The sequence below is a fragment of the Streptomyces sp. LS-MS-L19 genome, assembly GCF_058382285.1.
This window is the reverse complement of sequence record NZ_JBYCLL010000001.1, coordinates 7269641-7284190: the sequence shown is the minus strand read 5'-3', so window position 1 is coordinate 7284190 and position 14550 is coordinate 7269641. Positions and strand designations below refer to the sequence as shown.

The following is a 14550-nucleotide window of genomic DNA, read 5'->3' as shown; positions in this document are numbered from 1 at the left end:
GGATCGGCTACCGGCGGAAGGCCCGCATACACGCGTGCCGACGCGCAGCCCACACACGCGTGCCGACGCGCGGCCGGACACACGCGTGCGGCCGCGCTCACGCCGCCAGGGCCCGCACCCCGGCCGTCACGACCACCGCGGCGGCGACGACGACCAGGAACGGAGCCCGCAGGAGGAGCGCCACAGCCGCCGCGGCCAGTCCCGCGGCCCGCGCGTCGAGCACCGGCATCCGCCCGTCGGCGAAGGTCTGCTGAGCGGTGAGCGCGGCCAGGAGAGCCACCGGCAGCAGTGCGGCGAGGCGCTTCACCAGGGGCCGGTCGAGAACGCCCGCGGGCACCAGCAGCCCGAGAAGCTTGACGACATAGCAACCGAGGGCGGTGACGCCGATCGCGATCCAGGTGTTCACCGCCCCTCCTCCCGCGCCCGCTCCCGACGCCCTCGCACCCACAGCACGAGAGGCGCGGCGAGAGCGGCCGCCAGCACCGGCACCCCGGCGGGCAGCACAGGAAGCAGCCCGAGCCCCAGCAGCACGGCGAGCCCGGCCACCGCCCGCTCTGTGCCGCTCTTCACCATGGGCGCGAGCAACGCGAGGAACACGGCGGGCCCGGCCGCGTCCAGCCCCCACTCGCGCGTGTCCCCGATCGCGTCGGCGCCCAGGGCCCCCAGCAAGGTGGTCAGGTTCCACAGCACATACAGGGTGAGCCCCGTGACGGCGAACCCGATCCGGCCGGCTCGCCGCGTGGGCTGCGCCAGCGAGACCGCGGCCGTCTCGTCGATGACCCACTGAGCGGCGAACGGGCGCAGCATGCGCGGCAGGGCCAGCAACTGCGACAGCCGCAGCCCGTAGAACGCGTTGCGCACCCCCAGGAAGAAGGCTCCGGCGGCCGCGGTGAACGGACTCCCCCCGGCCGCGAGCGCTCCCACCAGGGCGAACTGGGACGCGCCGGTGAACACCAGAAGGCTGAGAGCACAGGTCTGCGGCAGCGTGAGCCCGCTGCCGGCCGAGGTCACCCCGAAGGCGAAACCGGACAGTCCGACGGCCACCCCGACGCCGAGGGCGTCTCGTACGACGGCGGCGTCCGGCCTTCCTCCACCGTCGGGGTGCGTATCTGCGAGAGCGGTCTGTTCTGCCACGCCTCGGACGCTACGAGCAGCGCCTCCGAAGAGTCTTGTACGTTCTTGCGCTCCCGCTGATAGGCCCCGGGCGGCACACCGACGATCCGCGTGAAGTGCCGGTTCAGATGCGACTGGTCCGTGAACCCCACCTCGACGGCCGTGGCGGCCGGACCGGCCCCCGCGTCCAGCAACCGCTGAGCCCGCCGCACCCGGGCATCGGTCAGCCACGTGTGCGGCGGCATCCCGTACACCCCCCGGAAGGCACGCAGCAGCGCGAACGGACTGGTCCCGAGATCAGCCGCCAGCCCCTCCAGAGAGGGCGGCTCAGCCATCCGCTCCTCCAGCACGGCACGCGCCCGCACCGCCACCCGCGCTCCGGCGGACCGCACGTCCCGCTCCGGCAGCACCCCACCGTTCACCCGCAGCAACCGCGTCACGGCCACCCGCAACAAGGTGTCGGCGGCCAGGGCGTTCCCTTCCTCGGCGGCCCGCAGCACCTGATGCACCAGCCGCACGGCGTACGGATCATCGAGCACGGGCCTCACGAACCCCGGCGTCCCACGCAGCGAACTGGTCTCGGCGGCAATCCCGGCCACAACCTCGGGCGACGGATAGACAGCCCCGTACCGCCACCCCTCCGGCACCCCGGCCCGCCCCGTATGAGCCGTATCAGGATTCACCAGAGCCAGCGCCCCGGCCCCCGCGTACTGATCGGCCCCCCGATGCTGAAAGACCTCCACCCCGTCCGCAATGGCAGCGATCACGAAGTTCTCATGCGTATGCCGCACAAACGTCTTCCGCACATACCGCGCCCGCAGCAGATCAACCCCGGGCAGGGCGGCATACCGCCAATGCCTGGCCCGCTCGCTGGTACCTGCCATACGCCCATTGTGCCGCCCCGCTGCGCTGGGCTTGGACCGGGCGCCTAGGGGGGTGCCAGGTCCTGTTGTCGGGCGGGGGCGGGTCCGTCGTGGCTGGTCGCGCAGTTCCCCGCGCCCCTGGGTGGGCTGCAGTTGGCCTGCGACCCCACGGGCCGTCAGCCGCCCGCGTCCGCCCCCCACCGGCCGTTCGCCGCGTACGGCGCGAAGGGGACGGGGTGGGGGGTGTCCGCCCGCAGCGGCCGGCGTCCGTTACAGGGCCCCTTTTCCGATGGACCGAGCCGCCGGACCGAGGACGGATACCCCCCACCCCGGCCCCGACCCCAAACCGACCGCACGCGCTACACAAGCCCCCACCGGGCCGCAACGGGCCGCCGCAGGCCTCCAGGGGCGCGGGGAACTGCGCAAAAACGCCAGCCCCCACCGAACCCGCGCTCGACCCGACACCCCCACCACCCACCCACTGTCAGTGCCGAGGTGCACGATGGACGCATGGTCAGCCCAGCACACCAAGCCCTCAACACCTTCTCCCCCGCAACCCGCGGCTGGTTCACGGGCGCCTTCGACGCCCCCACCACCGCCCAGGCAGGCGCCTGGCAGGCCATCGCCGAGGGCTCGGACGTGCTGGTCGTGGCCCCCACCGGCTCCGGCAAAACCCTCGCCGCCTTCCTCGCCGCCCTGGACCAGCTCGCCTCCACACCCCCACCCGCCGACCCCAAGAAGCGCTGCCGGGTCCTCTACGTCTCCCCCCTGAAGGCCCTCGCCGTCGACGTGGAGCGCAACCTCCGCAGCCCCCTCACCGGCATCCGCCAGGAATCCGTCCGCCTGGGCCTGCCCGAACCCGAGGTCAAGGTCGGCATCCGCTCAGGTGACACCCCCGCGGCCGAGCGCCGAGCCCTCTCCACCCGCCCCCCGGACATCCTGATCACCACCCCGGAATCCCTGTTCCTGATGCTGACGTCGGCGACCCGCGACGCGCTCACCGGCATCGAGACAGTGATCCTCGACGAGGTCCACGCCGTGGCCGGCACCAAGCGCGGCGCCCACCTGGCCCTCTCCCTGGAGCGCCTGGACGAACTCCTCCCGAAGCCGGCCCGCCGCATCGGCCTGTCCGCCACGGTCCGCCCGGTGGACGAGATCGCCCGCTACCTCTCCCCGCACCGCAAGGTGGAGATCGTCCAGCCGAAGTCGGGCAAGGAGTTCGACCTCTCGGTGGTGGTCCCGGTGGAGGACCTCGGCGAACTCGGCGGCTCCCCGGTCGCCGACAGCAACGGCGGCGACGGCGGCGGCGCGGAACGCCCCTCGATCTGGCCCCATGTCGAGGAGCGCATCGCCGACCTCGTCCAGTCCCACCGCTCCACGATCGTCTTCGCGAACTCCCGCCGCCTCGCGGAACGCCTCTGCAACCGCCTCAACGAGATCGCCTACGAGCGGGCCACCGGCGAACCCCTGGACGAACACCACGCCCCCGCGGAGCTCATGGGCGGCTCGGGCGCGGCCCAGGGCGCACCCCAGGTCATCGCGAGGGCCCACCACGGCTCGGTCTCCAAGGAACAGCGCGCCCTGGTCGAGGAGGACCTGAAGGCAGGAAGACTCCCCGCGGTCGTGGCCACCTCCAGCCTCGAACTCGGCATCGACATGGGCGCGGTGGACCTGGTGGTCCAGGTCGAATCACCCCCCTCGGTGGCCTCCGGCCTGCAACGCGTCGGCCGCGCGGGCCACCAGGTCGGCGCCGTCTCCACCGGCGTGGTCTTCCCGAAGTACCGCGGCGACCTGGTCCAGGCGGCGGTCGTCACCGAGCGCATGCGCACCGGCTCCATCGAGTCCCTCAAGGTCCCGGCGAACCCCCTGGACGTGCTCGCCCAGCAACTGGTCGCGATGACCGCCATGGACACCTGGCAGCTGGACGACCTCCTGGCCACCGTCCGCAGGGCGGCCCCTTTCGCCTCCCTGCCCGAGTCCGCGTTCACCGCGGTCCTGGACATGCTCGCCGGCCGCTACCCCTCCGACGCCTTCGCCGAGCTGCGCCCGCGCGTGGTCTGGGACCGTATCGCCGGGACCATCACCGGCCGCCCGGGCGCCCAGCGCCTCGCCGTCACCTCCGGCGGCACGATCCCCGACCGCGGCCTCTTCGGCGTCTTCCTCGCCGGCTCCGATCCCAAGAAGGGCGGCGGACGGGTCGGCGAGCTGGACGAGGAGATGGTCTACGAGTCGCGCGTGGGGGACGTCTTCACGCTCGGCACCAGTTCCTGGCGCATCGAGGACATCACGCGCGACCGCGTCCTGGTCTCCCCCGCCCCCGGCGTCCCCGGCCGGCTCCCCTTCTGGAAGGGCGACCAGCTGGGCCGCCCCCTGGAACTGGGTCGCGCGGTGGGCGCGTTCCTCCGCGAGGTGGGCTCGCTCCCCAAGGAGGACGCCCGCCTGCGCCTCCTCGCGGCCGGCCTGGACGCCTGGGCGGCCGACAACGTCCTGTCGTACCTCGACGAACAGCGCGAGGCCTGCGGCCACATCCCGGACGACCGCACCATCGTCGTGGAGCGCTTCCGCGACGAACTCGGCGACTGGCGGGTCGTCGTCCACTCCCCCTTTGGCGCCCAGGTCCACGCCCCCTGGGCGCTGGCCCTCGGCGCCAAGCTCTCCGAGCGCTACGGCATGGACGCCCAGGTCATGCACGCCGACGACGGCATCGTGCTCCGGCTGCCGGACGCGGACCTGATGAGCCTGGACCTCCTGGACCGGGAACCGACCGCGATCGGCACGGAGTACGACGCGGAGCAGGCCCCCGTGGGCGCCGCGGACGTCGTCTTCGACAAGGGCGAGGTCGACCAGATGGTCACCGACCAGGTCGGCGGCTCGGCCCTGTTCGCCTCCCGCTTCCGCGAGTGCGCCGCCCGCGCGCTCCTGCTCCCCCGCCGCAACCCCGGCAAGCGCACCCCCCTGTGGCAGCAGCGCCAGCGTGCCTCCCAACTGCTCCAGGTGGCGAGCGAGTTCGGCTCGTTCCCGATCGTCCTGGAGGCGGTCCGCGAGTGCCTCCAGGACGTCTTCGACGTACCGGGCCTCGTGGAGCTGATGGGCGACCTGGAGTCCCGCAAGGTCCGTCTGGTCGAGGTCACCACCCCCGAGCCCTCGCCCTTCGCGCGCTCCCTCCTCTTCGGTTACGTCGCCCAGTTCCTGTACGAGGGTGACTCGCCCCTCGCCGAGCGCCGCGCGGCGGCCCTGTCGCTGGACTCCCGGCTGCTGGCCGAGCTGCTCGGCCAGGCGGAACTCAGGGAACTGCTCGACGCCGAGGTGCTGAGCGAGCTGGAGCGGGAGCTCCAGTGGCTCACCGAGGACCGCCGGGTCAAGGACGCCGAGGGCGTCGCGGACCTCCTCCGTCTCCTCGGCCCGCTCACGGACGCCGAGCTGGCCGAGCGGGGCGCCGAACCGCAGTGGGCGCAGGACCTCGCCCGAGCCCGCCGCGCGATCAAGGTCCGTGTCGCGGGCGCCGACCACTGGGCGGCGATCGAGGACGCGGGCCGCCTGCGCGACGCCCTCGGCACAGCACTGCCGGTCGGTGTCCCGGAGGCCTTCACCGAGCCGGTCAAGGACCCACTCGGCGACCTTCTCGCCCGGTACGCCCGCACCCACGGCCCGTTCACCTCGGCGACGGTCGCGGCCCGCTTCGGCCTGGGCACGGCGGTCACCGAGGGCGCGTTGCAGCGGCTCGCCGCGAGCGGGCGGGTCGTACAGGGAGAGTTCCACCCGGCGGGCATCGGCCAGGAGTGGTGCGACGCGACCGTGCTCCGCCGTCTGCGCCGCCGCTCCCTGGCCGCCCTGCGCCACGAACTCGAACCGGTGCCGCCACCGGCCCTCGCCCAGTTCCTCCCGCAGTGGCAGCACATCGGCAAGGGCCACTCCCTGCGGGGCGTCGACGGTCTGGTGCGGGCGGTCGAGCAGCTTCAAGGCGCCTCCGTGCCCGCCTCCGCCCTGGAGAAGCTCGTCCTGCCGTCGCGCGTCACCCACTACAACCCGGCCATGCTCGACGAGCTCACCGCCGCCGGGGAGATCGTGTGGGCCGGGGCGGGCGCGCTCCCCGGCAAGGACGGCTGGGTCTCCCTCTACCTCGCGGACGCGGCCCCGCTCCTCCTGCCCCCACCCCACCCCCTGGAGCTGACGGCACTCCACCAGTCCGTCCTGGACGCCCTCGCCGGCGGCTACGGCCTGTTCTTCCGCCAGATCGCCGACCAGGTCCGCGCCACCACCCACCCCGACGCCACCGACCCCCAACTGGCCGACGCCGTATGGGACCTGGCCTGGTCCGGCCGGCTCACCAACGACACCCTCACCCCCCTACGCGCCCTGCTGGGCTCGGGCCGGACCGCGGGCTCGACCGCGCACCGCGCCAAACGCAGCGTCCCGCGCGGCCGCTACGGCTCCCTCACCGCAGCGGCCCGCACCGCCTCGCGCACCGGCCCGCCGACGGTGGCCGGCCGCTGGTCCCTCCTGCCCGCACGCGAGCCCGACCCGACCGTGCGCGCCCACGCCCTGGCCCGTACCCTCCTCGACCGGCACGGAGTGGTCACGCGCGGAGCGGTCACGGCGGAGGGCGTGGAGGGCGGCTTCTCGGCGACGTACCGCATCCTGTCCGCCTTCGAGGACAGCGGCCAGGCCCGCCGCGGCTACGTGGTGGAGGGCCTCGGCGCGGCCCAGTTCGCCATGGACGGAGCAGTGGACCGCCTACGGGCGGTGTCCAACGCCCGCGACCGGGGCGAACCCCTCCCGCCCACAGCTCCGGGACCCACCGCCTCCGACAATTTCACCGACCCGGACACCCTCGCACCCGAGGACTTCGACTGGGCGGACGCCTTCGGCCCCTTCGACCCACCCACCGACCTGGACGGCCAAACCCCCCACCGAACCCGCACCCCGGCCTCCCCGGCCTCCCGCGACGAGTACATCTCCCCACGGGACTACCCCCCGACCCCCTCGCCTGACGACTACTCCCACCTCACGCCAGGCTCAGGCTTCGGCAACCGCAGGCACACCACCGCCGATGCCTCCCGAGCCGTCGTCCTGGCCGCCGCCGACCCCGCCAACGCCTACGGCGCCGCCCTCCCCTGGCCGGACCCCCCGACCGAGGCAGGCCACAAGCCGGGCCGCAAGGCGGGCTCCCTGGTCGTCCTCGTCGACGGCGAGCTCACGCTCTACATGGAGCGAGGCGGCAAAACCCTCCTGGCCTGGCCTTCCACGCCCGACACCGCCCCCACGGACGACCCCCGCCTGCGCGTGGCGGCCGAGTCCCTGGCCGCGGCGGCCAAGGCGGGCTCCCTGGGCACAGTCACAGTGGAACGCATCAACGGCAACCCAGCCCTGACCTCCCCCACAGGCACCCTCCTGGAATCAACAGGCTTCATCGCCACCCCCCGAGGCCTACGCCTCCGCGCGTAGCCCCCACCCCCGACCCCCAGAACACACGCGACAGCCCTACGCCCCGGAAGCCCCCGCACCGACATCCACGCACCCCCACCCACGAACGCCCCGACGCCGACAGCCCTGCGCCCCCAGGACCAACCACGCCTAGGCGCCCCGCCCACGCCCCCCGACGCCGACAGCCGTGCGTTCCCGGGACAACCACGCCCACGCCCCACGCGCTCCCACACGAGCCCGTAAGGCGCACACGCCCCACTCCGACCGGCACCGGCCCACCCGCACCCGCACCCGCACCCGCCAACGGCGACGAGCCCCCACAAGGGCCACCCGCACCCGACCACGAAACCCGCACGGGTGGTGCGGGTGGGACAACAAACCGCCGAAGGTGCAGCCGAGGCCACCGCCCCCACCCTCATGCCACCCTTGACCCATGCCCGAAGGAGACACCGTCTGGCAAGCCGCGAGACGCCTGCACGAAGCCCTCGCCGGCAAACCCCTGACCCGCAGCGACCTGAGAGTCCCGAAGTACGCCACCGCCGACCTCACAGGCCGCCACGTCCTGGACGTCACCCCCCGCGGCAAACACCTCCTCACCCGCGTGGAGGGCGGCCTCACCCTCCACTCCCACCTCCGCATGGACGGCTCCTGGAAGGTTTACGCCAACGACCAACGCTGGACCGGCGGCCCCACCCACCAGATCCGCGCGATCCTGGGCAACACCGACCGCACGGCCGTCGGCTACCGCCTCCCCGTCCTGGAACTCCTCCGCACCACCGACGAACACAAAGCCGTCGGCCACCTCGGCCCCGACCTCCTGGGCCCGGACTGGAACCCCGAGCGAGCCTTGGCGAACCTCCTCCAGGACCCCACCCGCGAACTCGGCGAGGCCCTCCTCGACCAGCGCAACCTCGCCGGCATCGGCAATGTCTACAAGAGCGAACTCTGCTTCCTGCTCGGCGCCACCCCCTGGCTCCCCGTCGGCGCGCTCCCCGCCGACCGCACCGCCCACCTCCCCGCGCTCGCGAAGAAGCTCCTGGAGGCCAACCGCGACCGCCCGATCCGCAGCACGACCGGCCGCCGCGGCCAGGACCTCTTCGTCTACGGCCGCGCCCCGCGCCCCTGCCTGCGCTGCCGCACCTCCATCCGGGTCGCCGACCAGGGCGACGGCTCCCGGGAACGCCCCACCTACTGGTGCCCCCACTGCCAGACCGGCCCGACCCCGGGAACCTCACGCCGTACGACCAATTGACGCTCCGTCAGAAACGCTCGTACGGTCGCTCCATGGCCGTCAGCGCGTACGACCTCACCGGACGCACCGCGTTCGTCACCGGCGCCGCGAGCGGCATCGGCCGTGCGTCCGCCGTCCTGCTCGCCGAGGCGGGCGCCACCGTGCACTGCGCGGACCGCGACGAGAAGGGCCTGCACGAGACGGCGACGCACATCAGGGACGCCGGCGGCACCGCGCACACGCACCCGCTGGACGTCACCGACCGCGAGCAGCTCCGGCGGGCCATCACCTCCTGCGACCGTCTGGACGTCCTGGCCGCGATCGCCGGGATCATGCACAGCAGCCCGGTCCTGGAGACGAGGGACGAAGACCTGGACCGCGTCCTGAACGTCAATTTCAAAGGCGTGCTGTACGCCTGCCAGGAGGCGGCCCGCCTGATGATCGAGCGTGGAACGGAGGGCAGCATCGTCACGATGGCCTCGGGAGCCGTGGACACGGGCGGCCCCGGCCTGCTCTGCTACGGCGCGGCCAAGGCGGCGGTGGTCCAGCTGACGAAGACCCTGGCCACCGAGGTGGGCCGCTACGGCATCCGGGTCAACGCGGTCGCTCCGGGCTGGATCCGCACCCCCATGACCGACCGCCACGACGATGAGGCCCAGACGCACACCGAGGCCCTCATGTCCCGCATGTCACCCCTCAGGCGAGTGGGCGAGCCGGAGGACATCGCCCACGCCGTCCTCCACCTGGCGTCAACCGCCTCATCCTTCACCACAGGCCAAATCCTCCGCCCGAACGGTGGAGTATCCATGCCCTGGTAATCACCCCCACCCAGCGCCCCTCCCCCTCAGCACCCCACCCAGGCTCCTCCAGCCAAACCGCCACCGCCACCACCGCCCATCCGCCCCGCCCGTTACGCCGGCCGATCGCCGCTCTCCCCACCCGAAACCGCGCCCGCCGCGCCCGCCCCCCAAGCCCGACGCCACCGTCCCGCCCTCAGCGCCCCCACGGCCCGCCCCTTCGGCACACAGTGGACAGGCAACAGGCTCAGCCCCCACCCGCCGGCCGCCACCGCCCCCTCGAGCGCCCCGGCGTCGGGCGCGAGGACCAACCGCGCCACGGCCCACCACCACAGCACCCCGAGCCCGAGAGCCACGCCCCGGCACACTGTCGGCCCCGCCATGCAGCCACCTCCAGCCCGGACGCTAGACCTCCGCTTCACCCACGGGGGAGGGCGCACCCCGGGCACACAGACGCACCGGAAACGCCCACCGTCACCACCGCAGCACCGTCCCGGCACACCGGCCCGGCGCCCGGCACGGCCGCTCACGCCGTCGCTCCAAGATGCACGAAAACCCCGACCGGCGCCTCTCCAGATCAACCGGAGAAGCCCGTCCGGGGCCTCGCACACTTCTTCTCAGCGCGCTGTCAGCACCTGCTCACACCAGCGGTGAGCACTACGCCGCGACGACGTCCACCGCTTCGCTGGGCGCCTTGATGGTCACCCGTTCCGGTGGCACACCCTTGACCGAGACGGAACCCAGCATCGGGCGCACCGGCGCCGGTACGGGCTCGCTGGGGGTGGCCGCAGCAGACTGGGCCAGCTCGGCGAGGGCGAGCTCGTCGCTCACTTCCCGCATGAGCTCGGACATCCGTACGTCCAGCGCGTCGCAGATCGCGGAGAGCAGCTCGGAGGAAGCCTCCTTCTGCCCCCGCTCCACCTCGGAGAGATAGCCGAGTGAGACTCGGGCGGACGAGGAGACTTCGCGCAGAGTACGGCCCTGGCGTTGGCGCTGCCGACGCAGCACGTCACCCAGCAGGCGACGGAGCAGAATCATCGGTGGCTCCCTCCTCGGACCGCGTAGCCGCATCCTTCACGCCCCACCGTACCGCCTTGCGCCGCGGCCGTGCGGGGAGCGATGTCGTGTTCACTCAGGGCTGCAAACATCAAAACCCCCCGTTCCGTTCCGTATCCTGTGCCCGCTCATTCCCGGTCTGTTCGCTCGTAAGCTCTTCCAGGAGCAAAGCGAGTACGCTCCGTACACTCTCCATACGAATTTCCGCGCGGTCGCCGTTCAACCGCAGCGCGGACACTTTCCCGCCACCGGTTGCCGCGGAAGCGCCGTCGGAAGGCCCGTCGACAGCCACGAAAACCGTTCCGACGGGCTTGCCGTCCTGCGGTTCCGGGCCCGCGACTCCGGTGGTCGCGATACCCCAGTCGGCCCCGAGCGCCTTGCGCACTCCGGCCGCCATCTGGGCCGCGACCTGCGGATCCACCGCACCCTGCTGGTCCAGCAGGGTGGCGTCGACCCCCAGCAGCTCATGCTTCAGCTCGGTGGCGTAGGCGGTCACCGAACCCCGGAACGCCTGGGACGCGCCGGGAGCCGCTGTGATTTCCGCCGCAACCAGCCCACCCGTGAGCGACTCGGCGACCGCGAGCGTCTGTCCCTTCACGGTGAGTAGTCGCACCACTTGGGCGGCCGGGGAATTCACGCTTCCGTCTCCTCCAACGCCGCCTCGCGCTCGGCGATTCCCTGCCTGCGCAGCACAATGGCCTGTCTCACATAGTCCAGCCCGGTCGCGACGGTCAGCACGACCGCCACGGCCATCACCCAGAACCGCGCGGTGGCCAGCCACCCCGTCAGCGCCAGGATGTACATCCCTACGGCGATTCCCTGACTGAGGGTCTTGAGCTTGCCGCCGCGGCTCGCCGGGATCACGCCGTACCGGATGACGAGGAAACGCAGCAGGGTGATCCCGAGTTCCCGCCCGAGGATGACGATGGTCACCCACCAGGGCAGGTCGCCGAGCCCCGAGAGACAGATCAGCGCCGCCCCCATGATCGCCTTGTCGGCGATCGGGTCGGCGATCTTCCCGAAGTCGGTGACGAGGTTGTAGGTGCGGGCCAGGTGACCGTCGAACAGGTCGGTGATCATGGCGACGGCGAAGGCCGCCCAGGCGAACGATCGCCACGCCGGGTCGTACCCGCCGTCGGCCAGCATCAGGGCGACGAATCCGGGCACCAGGACCAGCCGGAGCATGGTCAGCAGATTGGCGATGTTCCAGACGCTGGCCTGGTTGACGGCCGCGGCCGCGATCTTCTTCCCGCGCGCGGGCTTCGCGTCGGACCCGTCCTCGGCCTCCGGGACCTCCCCGGGCACCACGGTCGCCTCGGGGACGACAGCCACACCGGGCACGACACCCGCGCCGGCCACCACGCTCGCCCGCGCCTCACCGGCCGTACCGGAGACCGCGTCCGAAGGAGTGCCCGGTGCCGCCGCGGAGGCGGTACCCGGGACCTCGCCCACCGGTCCGCCCTTCGCGGCGGAGGGGCCACCCGCAGCGGACGCCGGAACTCCGGTCATCTGCCCGCCTCCTCACTACACGCGCCCTGAAGCGGCTCGGCCACCAGGTCGACACCCTCCGTGCCGACCACCTTCGCCTCGACCATACGACCGACACTCAGACCTTCGCCGCTCGTGAGCAGCACCTGGCCGTCGGTCTCGGGCGCCTGGTGCGCGCCGCGGCCGTACACGCCCTCGTCGTCCACCGACTCGACCAGGACGTGCACGGTCTCGCCGACGCGCTCCTCGGCGCGCTGCGAGACGAGTTCCTCGGCGAGCCGGGAGACACGCGCCAGCCGCTCGGCGACGACGTCCTCGTCCAGCTTGTTGTCGTAGGTGGCGGCCTCGGTGCCCTCCTCGTCGGAGTACCCGAAGACGCCGACGGCGTCCAGTCGCGCGCCGTTCAGGAACCGCTCCAGCTCGGCGAGGTCGGCCTCGGTCTCGCCGGGGAAGCCGACGATGAAGTTGGAGCGCACGCCGGCCTCGGGGGCCTTGCCGCGGATGGTGTCCAAGAGCTCCAGGAAGCGGTCGGTGTCGCCGAAGCGGCGCATGGCGCGCAGCACGTCGGGGGCGGAGTGCTGGAAGGACAGGTCGAAGTAGGGCACGACCTTGGGCGTGGAGGTCAGCACGTCGATCAGGCCGGGCCGCATCTCGGCGGGCTGGAGGTAGCTGACGCGCACCCGCTCCAGGCCGTCGACCTCGGCGAGCTCGGGCAGGAGCGACTCGAGCAGCCGGATGTCGCCCAGGTCCTTGCCGTAGGACGTGTTGTTCTCGGAGACCAGCATGATCTCCTTGACGCCCTGCTCGGCGAGCCAGCGGGTCTCGTTCAGCACGTCCGAGGGGCGGCGCGAGATGAAGGAGCCGCGGAAGGACGGGATGGCGCAGAAGGAGCAGCGCCGGTCGCAGCCGGAGGCGAGCTTCACCGAGGCGACCGGGGAGCCGTCCAGACGGCGGCGCAGGGGCGCACGCGGGCCGGAGGCGGGCGCGAGCCCCTCCGGCAGGTCGGCGGGGGCAGGAGTCTCCGCCACGGCCGGACCGTGGCCCGGCAGGGCGACGGACGCCGCCGACTCCTGGCGCTGGGCGGGGCTGATCGGCAGCAGCTTGCGCCGGTCGCGCGGGGTGTGCGCGGCGTGGATGCCGCCGCTGAGGATGGTCTGGAGCCGGTCGGAGATGTCGGCGTAGTCGTCGAAGCCGAGCACGCCGTCGGCCTCGGGAAGGGCCTCGGCGAGGTCCTTGCCGTACCGCTCGGCCATGCAGCCCACCGCCACGACGGCCTGGGTTCTGCCGTGCCCCTTGAGGTCGTTGGCCTCCAGGAGGGCGTCGACGGAGTCCTTCTTGGCGGCCTCGACGAAGCCACAGGTGTTGACGACGGCGACGTCCGCGTCGGCGGCGTCCTCCACGAGATCCCAGCCGTCCGCCTCCAAACGGCCTGCGAGCTCCTCCGAGTCCACCTCGTTACGGGCGCAGCCAAGGGTGACGAGTGCGACGGTACGGCGTTCAGGCATGGGCTCAAGACTACTTCGTCCCACTGACACCCCACGTCGAAGGGGTTGGCCGATCTTGGCCAACCCCTTCGCGGTGAAACCGAACAGAGCGAAACCGAACAGCTCCTCAGCCGACCTGCGGGTCGCCCTTGGTGTAGGTCAGGCGCTCCACGGCGCCGGGCTGCCAGTCGTCGTCGATCTTCTTGCCGTTGACGTACAGCTGGATGGCCCCGGCGTCGCCGAGGACGAGGTTGATCTTCTCGCTGTCCTGGAAGGTCTTGGAGTCGCCCTGCTGGAGCAGTCCGTCGAAGAGCTTGCGGCCGTTGTGGTCCTTGGCGAGGATCCAGCTCTTGCCGTCGGCGGCGCTGACCTGCACGGTCACCTTGTCCTGGGGTGCCGCCGCGATGGCGCTGTCGGACGGCGTCGGCTTCGGGTCCTTGGTGGTCTTGGCGGACTTGGGCGTCGGGGACTTGGTGGTGGCGGGCGTGGTGCCGTCGGCGACCTGGGTCGTCCCGCCGTCGTCGCCGCCCTTGAAGGCGGTGAACCCGACGAAGCCGACCACGGCGACGATCGCGGCGACCATGGCCGCGGTCCAGTTGGGTCCCCGGCGCTCGGGACGGATGCGTTCCGCCTCGAACAGCGGGGCGGCCGGGGTGGGGGCCGGACGTCCGCCGCCGTGATCGGCGGCGTACTGGTCCAGCAGCGGGGCCGGATCCAGGTGGACGGCCTTGGCCAGGGTCCGGATGTGGCCCCGGGCGTACACGTCGCCACCGCAGGGGGCGAAGTCGTCCGCCTCGATGGCGTGCACGATGGCGATGCGGACCCTGGTGGCGTTGCTGACGTCGTCGACGGTCAGCCCGGCCGCGATCCGCGCCTGTTTCAGGGCGTGACCGACGGAGAGGCGGGCTTCCTGCCGGTCGTCTTCGAACGGACGCTCGTCTTCAGGGGAGTTGCCGATGGACACGGGGGCGCCTTTCGAGCGTTTAAGCCACCTGTGCTGAGGGTTCAGTCTAGGGGGGGTGCGAAAGGGTGGGGCAACCGGGCGGTAGGACTTTGTACGCCATCGGTATGGCCGGACACGCCGATGGTGGGGC

The 14550-nt window shown here is 72.4% G+C and carries 12 protein-coding genes; 3 read left to right on the top strand and 9 right to left on the bottom strand.

All coding sequences use genetic code 11. From position 1 onward, the window contains the following. Positions 1-97: 97 nt before the first annotated feature. Genes AC2XR2_RS32565 through AC2XR2_RS32555 form a run of 3 tightly spaced genes read right to left on the bottom strand, consistent with a single transcriptional unit; the run spans position 98 to position 1997 of the window. The gene (locus AC2XR2_RS32565; RefSeq protein ID WP_491516981.1) at positions 98-406 is read right to left on the bottom strand and encodes an AzlD domain-containing protein; all 309 of its coding nucleotides are present in this window, start codon (positions 404-406) and stop codon (positions 98-100) included. Then, positions 403-1044, bottom strand: coding sequence for an AzlC family ABC transporter permease (locus AC2XR2_RS32560; RefSeq protein ID WP_491516980.1), 642 nt, complete (start codon positions 1042-1044; stop codon positions 403-405). Before AC2XR2_RS32560 ends, AC2XR2_RS32565 begins: the two co-directional genes overlap by 4 nt. Beyond that, entirely contained in the window at positions 1008-1997 is a 990-nt protein-coding gene (locus AC2XR2_RS32555) for an AraC family transcriptional regulator (RefSeq protein ID WP_381306509.1), read from the bottom strand. The genes AC2XR2_RS32560 and AC2XR2_RS32555 overlap by 37 nt, the downstream gene beginning before the upstream one ends. Before the next feature lie 489 nt (positions 1998-2486). On the opposite strand from AC2XR2_RS32555, the gene AC2XR2_RS32550 reads away from it, so the two are divergent. The 3 genes from AC2XR2_RS32550 to AC2XR2_RS32540 all read left to right on the top strand — a co-directional run bounded on the left by AC2XR2_RS32550 (position 2487) and on the right by AC2XR2_RS32540 (position 9449). Then, the gene (locus tag AC2XR2_RS32550; RefSeq protein ID WP_491516979.1) at positions 2487-7421 is read left to right on the top strand and encodes an ATP-dependent helicase; all 4935 of its coding nucleotides are present in this window, start codon (positions 2487-2489) and stop codon (positions 7419-7421) included. A 412-nt stretch (positions 7422-7833) separates the two neighbouring features. After that, positions 7834-8652 (top strand): Fpg/Nei family DNA glycosylase, encoded by an 819-nt coding sequence (locus tag AC2XR2_RS32545; RefSeq protein WP_491516978.1) that lies wholly within the window; start codon positions 7834-7836, stop codon positions 8650-8652. Between the two features lie 32 nt (positions 8653-8684). Then, positions 8685-9449 (top strand): SDR family NAD(P)-dependent oxidoreductase, encoded by a 765-nt coding sequence (locus AC2XR2_RS32540; RefSeq protein ID WP_381306515.1) that lies wholly within the window; start codon positions 8685-8687, stop codon positions 9447-9449. Positions 9450-9541: 92 nt separating this feature from the next. Here AC2XR2_RS32540 and AC2XR2_RS32535 read toward each other — a convergent pair whose 3' ends face one another. From AC2XR2_RS32535 to AC2XR2_RS32510, 6 genes are all read right to left on the bottom strand, one after another. Continuing rightward, positions 9542-9811, bottom strand: coding sequence for a hypothetical protein (locus AC2XR2_RS32535; protein ID WP_449353198.1), 270 nt, complete (start codon positions 9809-9811; stop codon positions 9542-9544). 274 nt (positions 9812-10085) lie between these two features. Continuing rightward, complete coding sequence (locus AC2XR2_RS32530) at positions 10086-10466, bottom strand: helix-turn-helix domain-containing protein (RefSeq protein ID WP_007385114.1); 381 nt, start codon at positions 10464-10466, stop codon at positions 10086-10088. 109 nt (positions 10467-10575) lie between these two features. Next, positions 10576-11121: a CinA family protein gene (locus AC2XR2_RS32525; protein ID WP_381306518.1), complete on the bottom strand. Its 546-nt coding sequence runs from the start codon at positions 11119-11121 to the stop codon at positions 10576-10578. After that, positions 11118-11993 (bottom strand): CDP-diacylglycerol--glycerol-3-phosphate 3-phosphatidyltransferase, encoded by an 876-nt coding sequence (pgsA, locus tag AC2XR2_RS32520; RefSeq protein ID WP_491516977.1) that lies wholly within the window; start codon positions 11991-11993, stop codon positions 11118-11120. The genes AC2XR2_RS32525 and pgsA overlap by 4 nt, the downstream gene beginning before the upstream one ends. Continuing rightward, positions 11990-13477 carry a 30S ribosomal protein S12 methylthiotransferase RimO gene (gene rimO, locus AC2XR2_RS32515; RefSeq protein ID WP_491516976.1) on the bottom strand — a complete coding sequence of 496 codons (1488 nt, stop codon included), beginning with the start codon at positions 13475-13477 and terminating at the stop codon, positions 11990-11992. Before rimO ends, pgsA begins: the two co-directional genes overlap by 4 nt. 106 nt (positions 13478-13583) lie before the next feature. Beyond that, positions 13584-14420, bottom strand: coding sequence for a helix-turn-helix domain-containing protein (locus tag AC2XR2_RS32510; protein ID WP_491516975.1), 837 nt, complete (start codon positions 14418-14420; stop codon positions 13584-13586). Between the last annotated feature and the right edge of the window lie 130 nt (positions 14421-14550).